This is a genomic window from Agrobacterium larrymoorei (assembly GCF_013322225.1).
Classification (GTDB): Bacteria; Pseudomonadota; Alphaproteobacteria; order Rhizobiales; family Rhizobiaceae; genus Agrobacterium; species Agrobacterium larrymoorei_A.
The window spans coordinates 47,859-65,379 of sequence record NZ_JAAMFB010000044.1 but is presented as its reverse complement, the minus strand read 5'-3'; the positions used below and the strand labels follow the sequence as shown (position 1 = coordinate 65,379).

Sequence of the window (17,521 nt, the reverse complement as noted above, 5' to 3'; positions counted from 1 at the left end):
ATAGACACCTGCTTACGGATACGTCATCGCCAACTATACCGCATCGGACAGGGGAAAAGCATAGTGTCAATAAAAAATTTCTCGTCGCCAATCGTTCCGAGATCGCAATCCGTGTCTTTCGCGCGGCAAACGAGCTCGGTATAAAAACGGTGGCGATCTGGGCGGAGGAGGACAAGCTCTCTCTGCACCGTTTCAAGGCGGACGAAAGTTATCAGGTTGGTCGCGGACCGCATCTCGCCAAAGATATGGGTCCCATCGAAAGTTATCTTTCGATCGAGGAGGTGATCCGTGTCGCCAGGCTTTCCGGTGCCGATGCGATCCACCCCGGCTACGGCCTACTGTCCGAAAGTCCAGAATTCGTAGAAGCGTGCAAGGCAGCAGGTATCGTGTTCATCGGACCGACTCCAGACACCATGCGCCAGCTCGGCAACAAGGTTGCTGCGCGCAACCTTGCGATTTCGTTTAATGTCCCGGTCGTGCCTGCAACCGAACCGCTGCCGGACGATCTTTCGGAAGTCGAGCGCATGGCTGAGGAAATCGGCTATCCGGTTATGCTCAAGGCTTCCTGAGGCGGCGGCGGTCGCGGTATGCGCGCCATCCGCAAAAAGGAAGATCTTGCCCGCGAGGTGTTGACGAAACCATCCCCGTTGCACCAGGCGGGCACCGGTTCTGATGGCGGCAGTTGCGAAATCGTGTAGACGCCTTCGAGTTGCTTCAGTTTGATTGTTGGCATACATTTGTCTCTTATGTTCACGGTAGAACTCGATACTGTAATGATAATCACCGGGCGTTATACTGCGAACTGCACGATTTCACGCAAGTTGCAAAGATTTGAAACTAACCCAGGTCTTTCGGCATTATGTGCGAATACGAGCTTTAATTGACAAACATCATCAAAACTGTTTGGTTACTGCAAGGACGACAACCATAGCTACCCCAACAACCATTGCAGGGATAAGCACCAGACTTTCTGACCGAGTTTGTGAAGCGTTAACCGACAATCGCCGCAAACGACCTGAAACAACGCCGTGCACAGCGGAGAGGATAACCACAACTGGCAGCTTAGCTAATAACCATCCGCTGCCAAACCAGCCATACCAACCGGCCATTGTCATACCCGCGAGCCATACGATGGCCAATGCTGGGCTCGTAACTGTCCGGTCAAAGCGAACGAATTTCGGAATGGTTTCGGGCGTTGCGAAAGCGAAGGCTACGATAGCTGTCATGGTTCCGCCGAACCAAACAACGACTGCAACAATGTGGGCCGACTTCACCAAATCATACAACACGATTGCTGGCCTCAAAATCGCGTCTTTTCAACCATCGCTCGTTGACCAGTCCGCCAAATGGAATGAAGGCACCAATCATTAGTCGCGCTAGATCTTTTTTTGAAACTTCGCCTTCGGAATATTCGCGCAAGACGGACCAGCAAAAGGCCAGAAAAGCAAGTCCGTGGATGGGACCCATAAATCTGGTTGCTTCTGGCATGCCTGCGAAGTGTTTGAGGGGCACAGCTACAAACACGAGGACAATCAACGTCATCGCTTCCAAAGCTGCGATCCGCCTCAAGGTGTTTTTTTGGCTCATTCTGAAGTTCTCAGCCTCTTTAGGAAATAAACCGGGTAAAGCATCTCGCTTTTACCGGCTCGTTAGACCGCATCGTCTTGGTAAAATATGCAAACTCATCACATACCTGTTGGATGTGTTCGGCGTTTTTCGCGCAAAGACAAAATAGATTTCATCGTTTTCGTGAAATTTCGCCGCGTCTAGCCAAAATATGCGGCCAATCTCTTTTGCCCAGTTCGATCATCGTACCTTCGGCGACGGGGCCGAGAACTTCCATAGCGATCGCGACAATATCATCACCGGCGCCTGCTGGGTTACCAGCATCAAAAGGCGGAGCAGGATCGTATTCCATCAAAAGCTGCGCTGCGCGCGCAATCTTCTCTCCGTAAATTGTATCGAGGATCGTGAGCCCAAAATCTATTCCTGCAGTCACGCCACCACCGGTGATGCGGTTTCGGTCGATGGCCACGCGTCCATCGACTGGCTCTGCTCCAAATAAAGGTAAAAGGCCTTTCGCAGCCCAGTGGGTCGTTGCCTTGTAACCGTCTAACAAGCCGGCAGCACCAAGCATCAGTGAGCCGGTGCACACTGCGGTGACCCATCGCGCCCGTGCACCTCGGTCAGCAAGAAAACTCAATGTTTCGTCGTCACTGAAAACATCGACCTGACCTGGGCCGCCAGGCACGAACAGTACGTCAAGATCACGTGGAACCTCATCGAACGTCGCAGTTGGAAAGATTGTTATCCCGGTATCGGAAATTACGGGATCCATATTTTTAGCCACCAAATGTGTTGTCATTGGCCCACACAAAACGGTTTGCGGACCGATAAGATCAAGTGCTGTGAAGCCGGGAAATAGGAGCATCGCGCACTCCATCGGAGGCTGACCGGTCTGCGCAGGGCCAACGTTTAGAGTTGGCCATTTAGAGCCTGGTTGTTTTAGCACTGTCGTCATCTTCATTGACTTTCATTTTCAAATATTAAACAGCTCGCGAGAGGCGCCTTCCGTTCACTTGGACGGATGGAAATATACCAGCTTTCGCGGTCCCGCTGAGATCGTCGCCATTTTGGGTAACATCAAACTTTACGGTCAAAGGCATTGGCTTCGTCGTCTTTTGCGTCCATTGCATGTGGGCGCCTTTCACCACTGGGTCGAGAAGCGGGACTGTCTCCGCACCGACTGCAGTTCCGCTGTACGTTCCGTTTTGCTCTTTGATATGGAACGTCACATCCTGTCGGCCAATCGGCGTTTCTATCGAACATTCCCAAGTTCCAGCGAAGCTCATGTCTATAATTCCAGTTTCAATCTCTCAAAACTAGCCCACGAGCTTGAGCTCTCGTGAGTATCGCGAACGACAAATAGCGATGAAATTTTGCCATTTATCGTTTGATGCTCGATATTCTCGTGACTGTCGGCAATCTAGGCGCGACTGTAAGCGCAGCACCTGCCAAATTTTCAGCAATTTAGACGATCGCTCTTCAGCAATCGTCGATCACTCACACATTTCCTGCGACTACCAAGCGGTCGTGTTACTGGGCTCCACGAACGTTCCAGATGCGGTCGCAGAGAGCGCATATTCCACCGGCAACCGTGCACCCTCTTCAGGCGTTAGATTGCCGTAGCCGGTGAGGTATGTCTTCACGAAGTCAGCGCTAACCGAATTCACGACAATGCCGCTGCAGCTCAGTTCCTGGTGCAGCTCTATCGTCAACATATTCAGACACGCTTTTGAAGAGTTGTGACGGAGGAACTGCTGCGAATTGTATGGCGATTTCGTATCACCCTTCAACTCGAGAGAACCTGGCGAACTGGACACGTCTACGACGCGCACTGCGGGTAAGATTTCAGGAAGTGGCAACATTGGATGAGTTACCGCCAGTGCGCCGATGAAGTTAACCTCGACGACCCTTCGAACTGCATCGACGGACGCTCGGCTTGGATGATCGTCTTAAAAATCGAATATGCCAGCATTATTGATGACGACATCCAGCCTGCCATGTGTATGTGCGATACCCTGAGCTGCTGCACTGATACTCCACTGATCTGTGACATCAATTGATCCCATCCGACCTTAATGATGCGGTGGCTGCGATGCTTCGGTTCCGGTCCCTAGCACCTACAACAACTGCGACACCGGCGTTCCCAAGCTGTCGCAAAAACTTGAGCCCGATACCTTTATTTCCCCTGGTGACAACCGCTACACGTTCTTCTGTCAAACCTCGAACATTTCTTCGTCAGAAACTGTGACACATGATATGACGAATAGCTCAGTTTGAAGATTCGCATTTGACCTCGCGGACAGACAGGGCGATTGCGAAAATGCTCGCAAGCGCTACAGATCTTGGCGGCGTCGAAGTCACGGAGACCTCTCGTACGCTTATAACGGTAATATTTGGTGCGGTACGGAATGCGTTCGAGCGCGATCGTCCTCACGAGGTCAGCGAAGACTTACGCCGAGATTTGGTGAATATGTGCCGTGCCTATCTTAAAGCGGAAAAATCGCAGTCATTGCTTGTGACGGGCGGTAAGGATCTACAAACTTCAACTGCGATGGCAAACATGGTGGTGTCGCTCAGCTTGCCACGTTCGAATTAAACCTTTGTCTGTAGACGGTCGGACTAATACCCACTATGCTGCCAAACCGAGCGCGAAAGGTGACGGAAGACTCAAAGCCTGTCGCTAAACTTATCTCGTCGATATAAGCGTCACTCGTCTCAAGCAGGTCACATGCAAGTTGAATACGGGTACGGAGCAACCACTGCATTGGCGTCGTTCCTGTCTGCTCCTTGAATCGTCGCGTGAGCGTACGGGGACTGATACAGGCTTGGCTTGCCAATTCATCCAGATCTACGGGACGATGCGCGTTTGCCCTCATCCAGTCGAGCAGGTGTGCCAGGCTGGCGTTCGAAGTGGGAGGTGTATGACGAATGAATTGCGCCTGACCTCCGTCGCGATCAAGCGGAGCCACGGCCATGCGAGCAGCATGAGCGGCGACTGCTTGCCCAAAATCTTTACGTACCAAATGGAGGCACATGTCAATTCCCGCCGATGCACCTGCTGACGTGATCAGGCGGCCTTCATCAACCCAAAGAACACTCGGATCAACCATAATATCGGGATATCGCATCTGGAGCTCCTCGGCGCCGCGCCAATGCGTCGTGGCGCGCCTGCCTGTGAGAAGACCGGATGCAGCAAGGACAAACGCACCCGTACAAATCGATGCAATTCGCGCTCCGGCCTGCCACGATTCATTTATGGCTTCTAGCACAGGGGAAGACACTTCCCTGTCAACGTCAACGATCCCGGGTATGATGACCGTGTGGGCGTCGGACAAATCCTTTAAGGCGTGGTCTGGAAGAATATTAAATCGACTGGTCCGAATGGCAGGAGTCTCGCCACAGATCTTTACGTCATAAGCAGGGGATCCTGAAGCGGTCGTTGCCCTACCAAGAACTTCACAAGGAATGGAAAGATCGAACGGTATTAAACCGTCGATAGCAAGCACACTCACTTTATGCATGACGCACCTCTTCTCGCGTTACAAGTCACCTGACCGATACCATCAGGCCCGAATTGAGCAAACGATCAAAATTAGCCATGGCTGAAAATGAGTGGTGTTTGTCTTTTTTGGGAGGAGTCCGTTCAATTTCGAGGTAGCGGCATTGAGCGGCAGCCAGATAAAAAATTGAGGGCTCTGCGGTTGTATTAATATCCTACTTGGCTGCTTCTAATCGGCATTTGTCCGGACATCCTATTCAAAAGCACAAGTAACACTTTTACGATATGATCGTTTGAAGGGGAGTGTAAGCTTTGAAGAGACGAGCATTTATTGCATCAGCCGCGGCGACTGCAGGTACTATTATAAGTGGGGTTAAAGTGGCTCTGGCAGATTCCAGTATTTCAAACACGCCGTTCAACATCGGCATGCTGATGTTTAATGACATGACATATCTTGATTTTTCTGGACCTAACGACTTTTGGGCACGCCCGAGAAACGCAAAAATATCTGTAATATCGAAATCGATGGACGTCATTCGCACCGATACGGGTACGAAGGTTTTACCCGATATGGTGTTAAGCCAAGCACCTGATCTGGACTTGATTTTTGTCGGAGGTGGCCCGGGTGTGTCGGCTTTAATGGAAGATGCGGAAATTCTTGAGTTTCTTCAAAAGCGAGCACCTTCAGCCAGGTTCATAACCTCGGTCTGTACTGGTGCACTTGTTCTTGGTGCGGCAGGATTACTCAGAGGGCGCAAAGCTACTACCCATTGGACAGCAATGGATGTCCTTCCAATTTTCGGAGCCGAGCCCGTCCAGCAGCGAGTCGTAACTGACGGAAATCTTATCACGGGCGGCGGCGTTACAGCAGGGATAGACTTTGGATTGAGTGTAGCAGCTCAGGTCTGGGGAGAGCAGACCGCCCAGTTGCTTCAACTAGGTAGTGAGTACGACCCACATCCCCCTTTCAACGCCGGGCGGCCTGAAACTGCACCTCGCGAAGTTGTTTCACGACTGAAAACGATCACAGAGCGTCAAACAAATGAACGAATTGCGATAGCTGAACGCGCCGCCGCGAGATTCAGATAGAACTGCCCTTCAACGCGCAAGATTCATGTACCATTTTTCAACTCTTTTCCAAAGCCTTGCGTGCGGACATCGCCGGTTGGGACTTGCCGCGCGTCGGCGCCGCATACCTTCCAAAGTCTATCGAGGATACGAGATATGGCCGAGCAAATTTTTACCGTCACGGTACCGTCTTGCGAGCGAGACCGAATGTTCGGTGCAATCGCAGCCGACCAGACCCTTTTTACAAACGAGGAAAACGTCACGAATTTATGAGCGACGCTGAAGCTCTGCGCCGAAATTTGGCGAAAGCCTATTTCCCCAATGAAATTGAGGCATTTCAGGCGGGGAAAGCCGCAAGCCGTCGCGATACTATGTTATCCGTCGTCCAGATGCCGTTTGATGCCCACATTCCACTTCTGCAATTGCGCTTAATCGTCGCGGATATGCATGCTGGCACCAGCGATGAGGAACTGATTGCCAATATTACGGCCCGCTGCGTGAATTGGCCTCTTGGGCGGTATCCGGACTACGTGGCTAAGGCCTGCGCGTACGCGCTCGCCAGCCACCGCTCCAAATTAGGTATTAATGATCAATCCCATTTTCTGGAGCGGCCATAGTTCAGTCCGTTCCGGACGACGCCGCCGGCAAGAAATGCTTCAAGTTCCATAATGCTGATTATGCAATCTAAGATTGAAATTTTCTGGATGATACTGCGAGACGTCGAGGGGCTTTTGTGACTTGTTACAAGTGACCACCTATGCGGAGTAAAGAAATGCAGCACTGGCTCGACAAACTGACCGATCTTGCGGCTATACACGGCGACGAAAGCATCGTCACACAGGGCCTTGCGGACCTCACCGAACATTTCGGCTTTACCGGCTACGCCTATCTCCATATCCAGCACAAGCATACTATCGCAGTTACTAATTATCATCGCGAGTGGCGGTCAGCGTACTTCGACAAGAAATTCGACAAGCTCGATCCGATCGTCAAACGCGCGAAGTCCAAGAAGGAGATCTTTGCATGGTCCGGCGAACAGGATCGCGCAAGGCAATCGAAAGAAGAGCGAGCCTTTTATGCGCATGCTGCCGATTTCGGCATCCGCTCCGGGGTAACCGTTCCGATCAAGACTGCCAACGGCTCGATGTCGATGTTTACTTTAGCATCGGAAAGGCCTTCGATCGATCTCGACCGTGAGATCGACGCGGTCGCGGCCGCCGCAGCGGTCGGACAACTCCATGCGCGCATCTCGTTTCTCCAAATCACTCCGACCGTAGAAGACGACGCCTGGCTCGATCCCAAAGAGGCGACCTATCTCAGATGGATTGCCGTCGGGATGACGATGGACGAGATTGCTGATGTGGAGGGCGTCAAATACAACAGCGTTCGTGTGAAGCTTCGCGAGGCTATGAAACGCTTTGAAGTCCGGAACAAGGCTCAACTCATCGCGCTAGCGATCCGCAGAAAGCTTATGTGAAAGCGTCAGAAACCAATTCCACTGGATCTGTTGGCCTACCGGTCTTATCCGAAAAACACCGAATCAGTTCGTGGCTATCTTGGGAATGTATCCGAGAACCCCGAGGAGCGTGTTGAGCGCGCTCATCTGTGCATGCATCTCGATCATTGCTTCGATGTATTCGAGATGCTGCACACCGCCAGTAGCCTTGCCAGTCCTGTAGTCCTCTGGCAAAGCCTGGAACAGTTGATCCGCTTTGTCGAGAAGTTGCCTATGCAGACGAATGGCGTTGACCGTCAACGTCTCGACGTCTCCGTGCGCAAGGCCGCTTGTCAGCCCTATCAAAGGGCGCAGTTCACAGGTGTCGACTGCTAATTTTTCGGAATCCATTTGTGATCTAACCCTGAGCATTGTCTGCGGTCCGCCCCCGCTGACGATAAACCCTGTGAACCCTGACCGGGGGTTAGAATCCGAGATGAATCGGCCCTGCGACCTTTAGCCGGAGCCTGGACATGCGTCGCAGGCCCCCGGACATAAAGTCAGAGGGTTCCTGGCGCCGTTTCGGTCAGCACCAACCGTTCATCTGCGGATTCTAAGCCGCAACGCAGTGCGTGCTGCGTCGAGACCCTTATAGAAGGTTCAAGCCGCTTTCGCTAGGGCGATGAATAAACAATCGCCGTGCAGATCTGCAGATACGATGAAGTCAGCGGTTTGCGCCAATGCCGGACAGGTCGATCCTTATTCCTGCTTTGCTGGGATCGGATGCCGAAGCTTCGGCTGGCACCTCGGGCCTGTCTTCATTTTCCGGGAGCCCAGCTCCTGTATCAACGCCATCGCGCTGGACCGACTCCGGTTTGGCGGGCTTTGCATCATCTAGATATTCCATCTGAAACACTGCCGCTCCTTCAAAATATCCCGTCTGCCAGGCAATGATCGCGTCGTCGAACACCTGCGGCAGCACCTCCGTTTCGGTCGGGTCGCCATACCACTTGGTAACAATCCGATAAACCTTGGCGAACAGCGCCGTGCCCAAGCGGATGTTCTCGCACTCATCGACCAGGTGCGGCTTCAGCTGGCCAGCCTCCAGTATCCCGAGCCCGGCGGGATACTGTGTGATCCCGACCCGCACCGTGTTGCGCCCGAGGTTTTCGCGTATCAACAAGAGAGCGTCCTCTGGAGTCGTGGGCTTCGGCACCAGTATGACACGGCTTCCCGAGCGGATTGTAATCGCGAGTGGGTCTGGTACCCCTGCCCGTTCGATGAACTGTTCAACGATCCCCGGCTGTAGGCCGTGATCGCTGCATTGCTTGATGAGGGCAGCATCGACCATCACGAATATCTCCTTATGTATTAAACGCCGTGACGACAGGAAGTCCGAACAGTTTTGCCCAGGCGATCACGCTTGCTTTTTGAATATTGACGATCGACGTTCCCGCGGTCCACCAGCCATTGCCGGAAGCGACGATGACGTCGGGGCTGTGCAGGATCGACTGGAGGACCGGCCAGAGAATGAGTTGCTCGTAGCAGATCAGCGGCGCGATCCTGGCTCCATCAACTTCAACCCCCGGATTGCGGAAGAAGTCCGCCCGCGCTTCGCCGCCCTGCCCGGTCCATTTTAGCCACGGCTGCCACATCGAACCTGGAACCGGCATGCGCTCGCGATAAAGAACGTCTGTTACGCCAGCCGAGATCGCCACCATCACATTGTCATAGCCCCGCGGGTTGATGACGGCGGCCCCTGTAATGACGGTGAGGTTCGAGCCCCGGAGATTTTCCTGCCAAGCCCGCGCCACGGTAGGCGTCCAGAAGCCAAGCGCACTTTCGGGGAGCACCACGACGCGGATACCGGGATCGGTGGTGGCAACGCGCCGCACTGTTGCGATCAGGTTACGATGGTACTGAAGCGATCCGTCACGCCCAAGGTTGTGTCCCTGTTCAAGGTCGACGCTCCTCCATCCTTCCAGTAGATTCGGTTCTGTCCAGGAAGAGGCAGACCATAGCCAGAACGCTGATAGCGTCATGGCAGCGGCTGGCCAAAACCTTGTAGTCATGGCAAGCAGGCCGGTCGCAGCTGCCAAAACACCCCACCAGCCCCAACCGGGAAACAGCACACCCGCAGCTGTCAGCGGATGCGCCCATCCGGTGATGCCGAAAGGCGGTAGCCCCGTGAGCATTGCCGCCGCCAGATAGCGCACCGCCCTTGCCGCATCCGGCCACATCTTTCCGAAGGCCTTTTGTTCAGTATGCTTCGTCCAAAGCACGCCGTTTACGGCGACGAAGGAGATGGAAGCCGCTACCCACAATAGTAACCCCGGCCACAGATCGGCAGCATAGAAGTTGGCCACGCCCTGGGGCAGACCTCGCGACGCTGCAAGGAAATACCCAGCCGATATGAGCGCTGCTATTGAACGCGAAGGGGCGTTCGCCCAAAACGCCGGGAAATATATCGCGACCGGAAGAAGAGACACGTCTCCGCTCCAGGCAATGCGGCCACAGACGACAGCCGCGGCAATCAGCAGGACGGATTGCCAACAGGCGGAGCGATTGCCGCCGCTGCCATCATGGCTCGACGGGAAGGATCGGCCGCGCCAGGCCGAGAACACCGGAAGCCGGGACCGGCCCAAAATATCGACTATCATAAGAGCTCGCAAAGGGTGAGTGAAAGAAGAGGTTTCCGGATGGCACAACGCCACCGGGATATGGTTTCAGCTCTCGACCCTCACCGTCCCTTGCGCGGACGGCGGATGCCACGATCGGCTGACCATCGATGACGACGTGATGGGTGATTTCGACATGCTGGCCGGGCAATGCTGCAACTGTCTTGATCAGCGGCGCCACACCGCCGTCGCACAGACCACGACGAAGATATCCACGCTGCATTGCCTGCTCGAACACCGCCGTTATTGGCGGGCAGATGAAGACGAGATCGCCAATTGCGACGGACCGGCTGAGCGCCTCGATGCGCCAAAGCCCGAGCGGCTCGCTCGGCGTGAGATTGAGCCTGATGCCGCCGACATAGCCCACCGATGTCATGGCAAGCATGGTGATGCCAGCACCGGTGAGAAACGCAATCACTCTGCGTCGTCTCACTGCTTTATCACCGGTGACTGGCGCTGCGTCATTCGCAGTTCCTCTGCCTGCTTCAGCGTCTGCGTTGTGCGTTCATGAGCGGCAAGCTGCTGCGCCGTGCGCATCACCGGCCATGCTTCCTTCAGCTGCTGCTTCACTTCGGGCTCCATGCCTTCCGATAGTTTGTCGAACAGCTTCCCGGAGGGCTCACGCGCCGTGTTGGTCAGCAACGTGCGCTCGCCGAACCGCTCGGTGACGACCTTGTTGAACTCGTCGATTTCCAGCTTCGTTTCCCGGTTGCTGAGCGCATAGGCCATAGCCGCCGGCAGGTCGTTACGGTCAATCGCATCGCGTACCCGCTCCAGCACAACACGCGCCGCCGGTGACAATGCAGGAATGTCGATCGAGGCGCGCTGGCGCAGCGTCTGCTCATCCGCATGCAGTCGCTGAACCGCGGTCTCGCGCATCCTGAGATATTGCTCGAGGTCGCGCTTCAATGCCGGGACATTGAGCTCGGCGATGCGGCGAGCCTCCCGGTCCGCCTTGCTGGCCAGCATGGCTGTCTTGCCGTTCAGCGGCCCGAACGAAACTACATCAGCCTCGATCTTGCGCAACGCCTGATTTGCTCTCTCCCTGTCGATGAGAATCTCATCGAAGTTCATGGCGCGGAAAGCGCCTTCAGGATCGGCGAAGACATAGCGAAAGCGGGTGGATACCTCCTCCCATTGTTTCTTCAATGCCGGATCGGCGTCGAGTTTCCGATCGACACTGTCAACGACAGAGCCGGAGAGTTGCGTGATGCCTGCGACCATGGGCCTGGCCTCCTTCATCGTTTGGATCTTGGGGGTTTGGTGCAGACCAAAGCGCTCACCGAGAGCACCAAGCCTGCGAGCGAGATCGGCCAGTTTTCGGCTCTGGCGCAGCGTCCAGTCGAGCCGGTCGCGGACGAGTGTACGCGCCACCTGCATGATGTGCAGGCCACGGTTTTCCCCAAAGCGCAGCGCCTCGCGATAGAATAGACCGCGCTCATAATCGAGGGTGGTTTCCTTGGCGTTTCTGCGGGAGAGAACCTTGGCCAGGCCGCCGTTGAAGGAGAAGGATTTGGTTCCGTAGTAGAGCTGCAAATCCTCACGATGACGGGTCATTGCCACATAGGTCAGATGACGATCCAGCGAGAGCGATGCCAGCACTTTCACGCGGTCAACTGTGGCGCCCTGGCTCTTGTGAATTGTCGTCGCATAGCCGTAATCGAGATTGTTATAGAAGCGCTGCTCGACTGTGACTTGCCGGCGCTGGTCGCCCTCACCGATGACGGCGACAACACGGTTACGCGCCGCCTCGACGACATGTCCGATCATTCCGTTCTTGACGTCGAGCGATCCTTCGTTCTTCAGGAAGACGATCTGGTCACCCGCGTCAAAATTCCTGACACCATCGGCCGTTTTGAAGACGTGGCCCTCGCCGACGATGCCGTGTTCGATCAGCTTTTCGCGAGCCATGACATTGAGCATTCGGACGTCGCGGCGCAGATGGGCGAGGATCAGCGTGGTCTTTGTCTGATCGTAATCCCTATTCCAATCGGCGATGAGACTTTCAACGGCTTCGGACTTCAGGCGCGAGGCGAGCACCCTGCCCTGACCCTGATAAGCGACGATTGCCCTCTCGACATTGCCGCGCGCCAGATCGAGCGATGCCTTTCGCATCCAGTCCTCGCCCTGACGATAGATCGTCTCCAGTTCGGCATAACCGATCCGATCGACGATGGCACGGAAAGCAGCGCCCGCCTCGATCGGCTGAAGCTGTTCGGGATCGCCAACCAGCACGATCTTTGCCCCTGCCTTGACCACAGCATCGACGAAGCTTGCCATTTGTTTCGATGCGACCATACCGGCCTCGTCCATGACGAAGACGGTCTTGTCATCGAGCACATCACGACCGCTGCCCCAGCGCAGTTCCCAGGATGCGAGCGTGCGCGAAACGATGCCTGCTTCCTTCTCCAGACCCTCGGCCGCCTTGCCGGCCAAGGCACCACCAACGACACGATATCCGGCAAGCTCCCAGGCCTCACGTGCCGCCTTCATCATCGTGGTCTTGCCTGCACCTGCGCGGCCGACGACGGCGGCGATACGGGCCGGACCAGCAATCAGCTCGATCGCAGTCTTCTGCTCTTCCGACAGCCGCTCATGACGCTGGAACGTTGCCTCTAGAATGGTCCTGGAGAAAGCACGTCCCTCACGCTCGGCCAGCCAGGTTGCCTGCCGCGCCATTGTCGCTTCCAGCCGGATCATCGCCCGGGTCGAATAGCGAGCTGGCACTCTCTCACCGGTCGCGAAATCGATCGTGTCGCGCTGGAGCCGCAGCACTTCCGGATTCAGGATGATTTTCAGCAGAAGCTGCTGGAAGACGGTAGTGTCATCGACATAACGATGCAGGACTTTGGCGACATCGCGTTCGTCGAAGACGCTCTTCTCCCGCATGATACGATCAAGCACGATCATGGGGTTCTTCAGGATACGACGAGTGCTTTCCTGACGGCGCCTATTGTTCAGCTCTATGCGCTCCAGCTCAGGTCGAACACCTTGGCTTTCCGCCCTCCGCTCGATCGCCTTGGCGCCTACACCGAGATGGATGGTCGGCTCAAGTTCGATGCCCTGCTTTTCGTAGGACCGGCCATCGATGAGCAAATCGATCCCGCTGAGCGCCAGATGATGGTTCTGCCGCTCGAACCAGCCGTCGCGCAGCACGTTGAAATCTTCGGTCGCCCCGGCCCAGAGTTCGTAGAGGATTTTTCCCGTTTTCGTGCGAACCGGCTGGCCGTCATCGCCGATCACCGCCACCTTCTTTCCACCGAACCCGTCTTCCGTCAGGGGCCGCAAGGTGGTCATCAGATGGATATGCGGATTACCGGGATTGTCATGATAGACCCAGTCGGCGACCATTCCCTTGGCGAGGATGTGTTTCTCGACGAAATCCCGCACCAGGGCGATGTTCTGCTCCGCCGACAGTTCCAGCGGCAAGGCAATCGTCAGGTCACGGGCGAGCTGCGCGTCGGCACGTTTCTCGAAAGCCTCGACCCGGTTCCAGAAGGCTTCCGACGCACCTGACACAGAGCGGTCGGCGATCATCGAGCGAACCCAGTTCGGGGCATCTGCCGGAAGAAGAAACTCTTCGTACAGGAGCCCATGCTTCCGTGTGTAGTCGATGGTGCGAGCCTCACGCTCATAGTCCATCTTCGCGCAGTGCCGGTAGGCCGCGGACAGCACGGCACTGCGGCCGGAGCCGCGGCTGACGATGCTGGCTGAGAAATGGGCGATGGCCACGACGATGAGCGCTCCCGGTTAGAACCAAGTTCGTAGGGAGCGGCGCTAGAGCCCGGTCTCAATGGGCCGAAAAGCAACGCGTCGCATCGCGACGTATAATTGCGCCCTTGGAACCGCTCCTTCGGAACGGCGGGATGATGCTGCAAAGTATCGGCGTTGCCGATGTGCAGATCTGCACGTTCCTTTTCATGGCATCGGCGAGGATTCTGGCATCGCGAATGCAACGCCAGAATCTCAAGGAGACCCAACCGGAATGAAAAAACCGTCATCGAAGATTAGGGAAGAAATCGCCAGATTGCAGGACCAACTGAGACAGGCCGAGTCACGCGAAGCCGAACGCATCGGCCGGATCGCGCTAAAGGCAGGGCTTGGGGAAATCGAGATTGACGAGGCCGAGCTTCAGGCGGCCTTAGAGGAGATTGCCAAACGGTTTCGCGGAACCAAGGTTGTGGCAACCGGAAAGAATAATGCCGGCGAGACCAGGAGCGGCGGCGAACCGTCCGCGACGCAGCCGGCTGGCGCGGATGCGGGCGGGGCTGGCGAGGTTTGAGCGGATGGCCAGAACGATGACCACGGACGAACGCAAGAAGGATACGCGCGAAAAAATCCAGCTCGGCGGCCTGATCGTCAAGGCGGGTCTGCGCTACGAGAAACGCGCGCTGTTGCTCGGCCTGCTGATCGACGCCAGCCGTCGCATCAGGAGTGACGACGCGGAACGCTCGCGTCTGACCACGATCGGCGCGGAGGCATTTGGCAATGACGGCGAGTAGGTTGCTGCTCCTGATCCTGCCCGCGGCAATCATGCTCGCCATGATGGGCCTGACTTCCGGCATGGAACATCACCTGGCCACGCTCGGCACAGTTGAGCAGGCGAAGCTGATGCTGGGACGCGCCGGGCTCGCCCTGCCCTATATCGCAGCGACCGCTATCGGCGTGACCGCATTGTTCGCAACGAACGGATCGGCGAACATCACGGCGGCTGGCATGAGCGTGCTGGCAGGAAGTTCTGCAGTCATCAGCATAGCCATCGCACGCGAGACAATCCGCCTGAACGGCATCTCCAGCCACGTGCCAGCAGGACAATTTGTTCTGGCCTATGTGGATCCGGCAACGATGACCGGCGCAGGCTTCGCCTTCATCGGCGGGGTGTTCGCCCTGCGCGTTGCGATAAAGGGCAATGTCGCGTTCGCCACGACCGCTCCGAAGCGGATCGGCGGCAAGCGCGCCGTGCATGGCGAGGCCGACTGGATGAAAATGCAGGACGCGACCAAGCTGTTTCCCGATGCCGGCGGCATCGTCGTAGGCGAGCAGTATCGCGTCGATCGCGATAGCGTGGCCGCTATGCCGTTCCGGTCCGATGAACCGCAAAGCTGGGGGGCCGGCGGCCAGTCGCCGCTGCTTTGCTTCGACGGCTCGTTTGGTTCATCGCACGGGATCGTCTTCGCCGGTTCCGGTGGCTTCAAGACGACCTCGGTGACAATCCCGACCGCACTCAAATGGGGGAGCGGGCTTGTGGTTCTCGATCCGTCAAGCGAGGTCGCGCCGATGGTCTCGGAGCATCGTCGTCGGGCCGGCCGGAAGGTTATCGTTCTCGATCCGACGGCCGATGGCGTCGGTTTCAATGCCCTCGACTGGATCGGCCGTCACGGCAATACCAAGGAAGAGGATATCGTCGCCGTCGCGACCTGGATCATGACCGACAACGCGCGTAGCGCGTCCGTCCGCGACGACTTCTTCAGGGCCTCTGCGATGCAATTGTTGACGGCCCTGATCGCCGACGTCTGCCTGTCTGGTCACACGGACGAGAAGGACCAGACATTGCGTCAGGTTCGCGCCAACCTGTCCGAACCTGAGCCGAAGCTTCGGGCGCGTCTGACGAAAATCTACGAAGGGTCTGAATCCGACTTTGTGAAGGAGAATGTCTCTGTCTTCGTCAACATGACGCCGGAGACGTTTTCCGGTGTCTACGCCAATGCGGTGAAGGAAACACACTGGCTCTCTTATTCGAACTATGCCGGCCTTGTCTCCGGCGACAGCTTTTCTACCGACGATCTTGCCGCCGGTGGCACCGACATCTTCATCGCGCTCGATCTGAAGGTGCTGGAAGCCCATCCAGGACTGGCACGTGTTGTCATCGGATCGCTGCTCAACGCGATCTATAACCGCAATGGCAATGTGAAGGGACGCACGCTTTTCCTGCTTGATGAGGTGGCGCGTCTCGGATATTTGCGCATCCTCGAAACCGCCCGCGACGCCGGTCGCAAATACGGCATCACGCTGACCATGATCTTTCAGTCACTCGGCCAGATGCGCGAGGCCTATGGTGGTCGTGATGCGACCAGCAAATGGTTCGAATCGGCATCGTGGATTTCGTTTTCGGCAATCAATGATCCCGATTCCGCCGACTACATTTCCAAGCGCTGTGGCGACACCACAGTCGAGGTCGACCAAACCAACCGTTCGACCGGAATGAAAGGATCGTCGCGCTCGCGATCGAAGCAGCTCAGCCGCCGGCCGCTGATCCTGCCGCATGAAGTGCTGCGTATGCGCAGTGACGAGCAGATCGTGTTCACCTCGGGCAATCCGCCATTGCGCTGTGGTCGCGCCCTCTGGTTCCGGCGAGACGATATGAAATCCTGCGTCGGTGAGAACAGGTTTCATCGGGAAGCACAGACAACATGACGTCTAGCCAGCAGTGCTGGCCCGCGAGAGGATCGTAACCGAATGGACGAAACCGCGTGCGGGTTCGGTGCGCGTGCGCATAGAGCCGTGCGGCACAGCCGCCTCGCCCGAACACGGGCCCCAACCTCACGTAGACATCCATCACGGAAATGAATCGGAAGCGATCTTTCGATTCAAAAGTGTCGTTGGACCAGATCATGAGCATCCGCGATGATGCGACATGTGCATTCATCACTACCAACTCTATTGCCAAAGGATCGACGCCGACAAGAATATGGCGCGCTACTATATGCTCACGATCCAGCAAACCCTGTTTGGGGAAACGGTCGTCGTTCGAACATGGGGACGCATTGGTAGGGCGGGCGGGGAGATGACTGAGGTGTTCGATAAGGAAAAGGACGCTATCTCGCGCTTCCTTGAACTGGCGCTACTGAAGCGGAAAAGGGGCTATAAACCGGCAACAAGCTGTGGAAACCTGCCCACACAGCATCTTTCGCCCTTCCGCCTCCCATGACAACGCCCTGATCTACTGAAAAGGTTTTCAGTCTTTTAACGAGGAAAGCGTCATGACCACAACCAATGAAATTGCCGACAAGATCGCATCCGAACAGGGCCTGACCAAAGCGCAGGCAAAGACGATCGTCGAAACCGTCTTCGCATCGATCACGGCGGCTGCCACGTCCGGCGCGGAAACGTCGATCCCCGGGTTCGGCAAGTTTAAAATCAAGGACACGCCGGAGCGTGAAGCTCGCAATCCTGCGACAGGTGCCACCATCAAGGTTGCCGCTGCAAAGAAGCTGACTTTTCACCCCGCCAAGGCGCTGAAGGATACGCTGAACAAGTAACGGATGGTCTGTATTA

Annotated in this window: 17 protein-coding genes and 2 pseudogenes; 9 read left to right on the top strand and 10 right to left on the bottom strand. The window is 56.2% G+C overall.

What is annotated here, in order from left to right; all coding sequences use genetic code 11:
• Positions 1-35 precede the first annotated feature (35 nt).
• Positions 36-632, top strand: a pseudogene (locus tag G6L28_RS22380) (biotin carboxylase N-terminal domain-containing protein); the annotation flags it as partial.
• 261 nt (positions 633-893) lie between these two features.
• On the opposite strand, the gene G6L28_RS22375 reads toward G6L28_RS22380, so the two are convergent.
• The 5 genes and pseudogenes from G6L28_RS22375 to G6L28_RS22355 form a co-directional block, all read right to left on the bottom strand.
• A complete protein-coding gene (locus tag G6L28_RS22375; protein ID WP_234902693.1) occupies positions 894-1,226 on the bottom strand; it encodes a CopD family protein in 333 nt (110 codons plus the stop codon).
• A 52-nt stretch (positions 1,227-1,278) separates the two neighbouring features.
• Positions 1,279-1,587 carry a DUF3817 domain-containing protein gene (locus G6L28_RS22370; RefSeq protein WP_174066364.1) on the bottom strand — a complete coding sequence of 103 codons (309 nt, stop codon included), beginning with the start codon at positions 1,585-1,587 and terminating at the stop codon, positions 1,279-1,281.
• Between the two features lie 151 nt (positions 1,588-1,738).
• Complete coding sequence (locus tag G6L28_RS22365; protein ID WP_234902692.1) at positions 1,739-2,527, bottom strand: DJ-1/PfpI family protein; 789 nt, start codon at positions 2,525-2,527, stop codon at positions 1,739-1,741.
• Positions 2,528-3,080: 553 nt separating this feature from the next.
• Positions 3,081-3,632, bottom strand: a pseudogene (locus tag G6L28_RS23010) (SDR family NAD(P)-dependent oxidoreductase).
• Positions 3,633-4,139: 507 nt separating this feature from the next.
• On the bottom strand, positions 4,140-5,087 hold the full coding sequence (locus G6L28_RS22355) for a GlxA family transcriptional regulator (protein ID WP_174066362.1): 948 nt from the start codon (positions 5,085-5,087) through the stop codon (positions 4,140-4,142).
• 290 nt (positions 5,088-5,377) lie between these two features.
• Between G6L28_RS22355 and G6L28_RS22350 the strand changes: the two genes are divergently transcribed.
• The 3 genes from G6L28_RS22350 to traR all read left to right on the top strand — a co-directional run bounded on the left by G6L28_RS22350 (position 5,378) and on the right by traR (position 7,610).
• Positions 5,378-6,154, top strand: a complete 777-nt coding sequence (locus G6L28_RS22350) for a DJ-1/PfpI family protein (RefSeq protein ID WP_234902690.1) — start codon at positions 5,378-5,380, stop codon at positions 6,152-6,154.
• 248 nt (positions 6,155-6,402) lie between these two features.
• A complete protein-coding gene (locus G6L28_RS22345) occupies positions 6,403-6,750 on the top strand; it encodes a hypothetical protein (RefSeq protein ID WP_174066360.1) in 348 nt (115 codons plus the stop codon).
• A gap of 155 nt (positions 6,751-6,905) precedes the next feature.
• Complete coding sequence (gene traR / locus G6L28_RS22340) at positions 6,906-7,610, top strand: autoinducer-binding transcriptional regulator TraR (protein ID WP_174066358.1); 705 nt, start codon at positions 6,906-6,908, stop codon at positions 7,608-7,610.
• Between the two features lie 63 nt (positions 7,611-7,673).
• Here traR and G6L28_RS22335 read toward each other — a convergent pair whose 3' ends face one another.
• The 5 genes from G6L28_RS22335 to traA form a co-directional block, all read right to left on the bottom strand.
• Positions 7,674-7,979: a transcriptional repressor TraM gene (locus tag G6L28_RS22335; protein WP_174066356.1), complete on the bottom strand. Its 306-nt coding sequence runs from the start codon at positions 7,977-7,979 to the stop codon at positions 7,674-7,676.
• Between the two features lie 313 nt (positions 7,980-8,292).
• Positions 8,293-8,919 carry a TraH family protein gene (locus G6L28_RS22330; protein ID WP_174066354.1) on the bottom strand — a complete coding sequence of 209 codons (627 nt, stop codon included), beginning with the start codon at positions 8,917-8,919 and terminating at the stop codon, positions 8,293-8,295.
• Positions 8,920-8,932: 13 nt separating this feature from the next.
• On the bottom strand, positions 8,933-10,228 hold the full coding sequence (locus G6L28_RS22325) for a conjugal transfer protein TraB (RefSeq protein ID WP_174066352.1): 1,296 nt from the start codon (positions 10,226-10,228) through the stop codon (positions 8,933-8,935).
• Positions 10,149-10,679 (bottom strand): conjugative transfer signal peptidase TraF, encoded by a 531-nt coding sequence (gene traF / locus G6L28_RS22320; protein WP_174066350.1) that lies wholly within the window; start codon positions 10,677-10,679, stop codon positions 10,149-10,151. The genes G6L28_RS22325 and traF overlap by 80 nt, the downstream gene beginning before the upstream one ends.
• Complete coding sequence (gene traA / locus G6L28_RS22315) at positions 10,676-13,978, bottom strand: Ti-type conjugative transfer relaxase TraA (protein ID WP_174066348.1); 3,303 nt, start codon at positions 13,976-13,978, stop codon at positions 10,676-10,678. Before traA ends, traF begins: the two co-directional genes overlap by 4 nt.
• Before the next feature lie 253 nt (positions 13,979-14,231).
• Between traA and traC the strand changes: the two genes are divergently transcribed.
• The 5 genes from traC (at position 14,232) to G6L28_RS22290 (ending at position 17,505) form a co-directional block, all read left to right on the top strand.
• Entirely contained in the window at positions 14,232-14,528 is a 297-nt protein-coding gene (traC, locus tag G6L28_RS22310) for a conjugal transfer protein TraC (protein WP_174066346.1), read from the top strand.
• Positions 14,529-14,532: 4 nt separating this feature from the next.
• Complete coding sequence (gene traD / locus G6L28_RS22305) at positions 14,533-14,748, top strand: type IV conjugative transfer system coupling protein TraD (RefSeq protein WP_174066344.1); 216 nt, start codon at positions 14,533-14,535, stop codon at positions 14,746-14,748.
• Positions 14,735-16,660, top strand: a complete 1,926-nt coding sequence (gene traG, locus G6L28_RS22300) for a Ti-type conjugative transfer system protein TraG (protein ID WP_174066342.1) — start codon at positions 14,735-14,737, stop codon at positions 16,658-16,660. The genes traD and traG overlap by 14 nt, the downstream gene beginning before the upstream one ends.
• Positions 16,661-16,880: 220 nt before the next feature.
• Positions 16,881-17,174, top strand: coding sequence for a WGR domain-containing protein (locus G6L28_RS22295; RefSeq protein ID WP_174066340.1), 294 nt, complete (start codon positions 16,881-16,883; stop codon positions 17,172-17,174).
• 52 nt (positions 17,175-17,226) lie between these two features.
• Positions 17,227-17,505, top strand: coding sequence for an HU family DNA-binding protein (locus G6L28_RS22290; protein WP_174066338.1), 279 nt, complete (start codon positions 17,227-17,229; stop codon positions 17,503-17,505).
• Positions 17,506-17,521: the final 16 nt, after the last annotated feature.

Coding starts and splice junctions, on each gene's coding strand:
- traC (WP_174066346.1), top strand. CDS start 14,232: ATGAAAAAACCGTCATCGAAGATTAGGGAAGAAATCGCCAGATTGCAG.
- G6L28_RS22330 (WP_174066354.1), bottom strand. CDS start 8,919: ATGGTCGATGCTGCCCTCATCAAGCAATGCAGCGATCACGGCCTACAG.
- G6L28_RS22345 (WP_174066360.1), top strand. CDS start 6,403: ATGAGCGACGCTGAAGCTCTGCGCCGAAATTTGGCGAAAGCCTATTTC.
- traD (WP_174066344.1), top strand. CDS start 14,533: ATGGCCAGAACGATGACCACGGACGAACGCAAGAAGGATACGCGCGAA.
- G6L28_RS22335 (WP_174066356.1), bottom strand. CDS start 7,979: ATGGATTCCGAAAAATTAGCAGTCGACACCTGTGAACTGCGCCCTTTG.
- G6L28_RS22325 (WP_174066352.1), bottom strand. CDS start 10,228: ATGATAGTCGATATTTTGGGCCGGTCCCGGCTTCCGGTGTTCTCGGCC.
- G6L28_RS22295 (WP_174066340.1), top strand. CDS start 16,881: ATGTGCATTCATCACTACCAACTCTATTGCCAAAGGATCGACGCCGAC.
- traR (WP_174066358.1), top strand. CDS start 6,906: ATGCAGCACTGGCTCGACAAACTGACCGATCTTGCGGCTATACACGGC.
- G6L28_RS22370 (WP_174066364.1), bottom strand. CDS start 1,587: ATGAGCCAAAAAAACACCTTGAGGCGGATCGCAGCTTTGGAAGCGATG.
- G6L28_RS22355 (WP_174066362.1), bottom strand. CDS start 5,087: ATGCATAAAGTGAGTGTGCTTGCTATCGACGGTTTAATACCGTTCGAT.
- G6L28_RS22365 (WP_234902692.1), bottom strand. CDS start 2,527: ATGAAGATGACGACAGTGCTAAAACAACCAGGCTCTAAATGGCCAACT.
- G6L28_RS22375 (WP_234902693.1), bottom strand. CDS start 1,226: ATGACAGCTATCGTAGCCTTCGCTTTCGCAACGCCCGAAACCATTCCG.
- G6L28_RS22290 (WP_174066338.1), top strand. CDS start 17,227: ATGACCACAACCAATGAAATTGCCGACAAGATCGCATCCGAACAGGGC.
- traG (WP_174066342.1), top strand. CDS start 14,735: ATGACGGCGAGTAGGTTGCTGCTCCTGATCCTGCCCGCGGCAATCATG.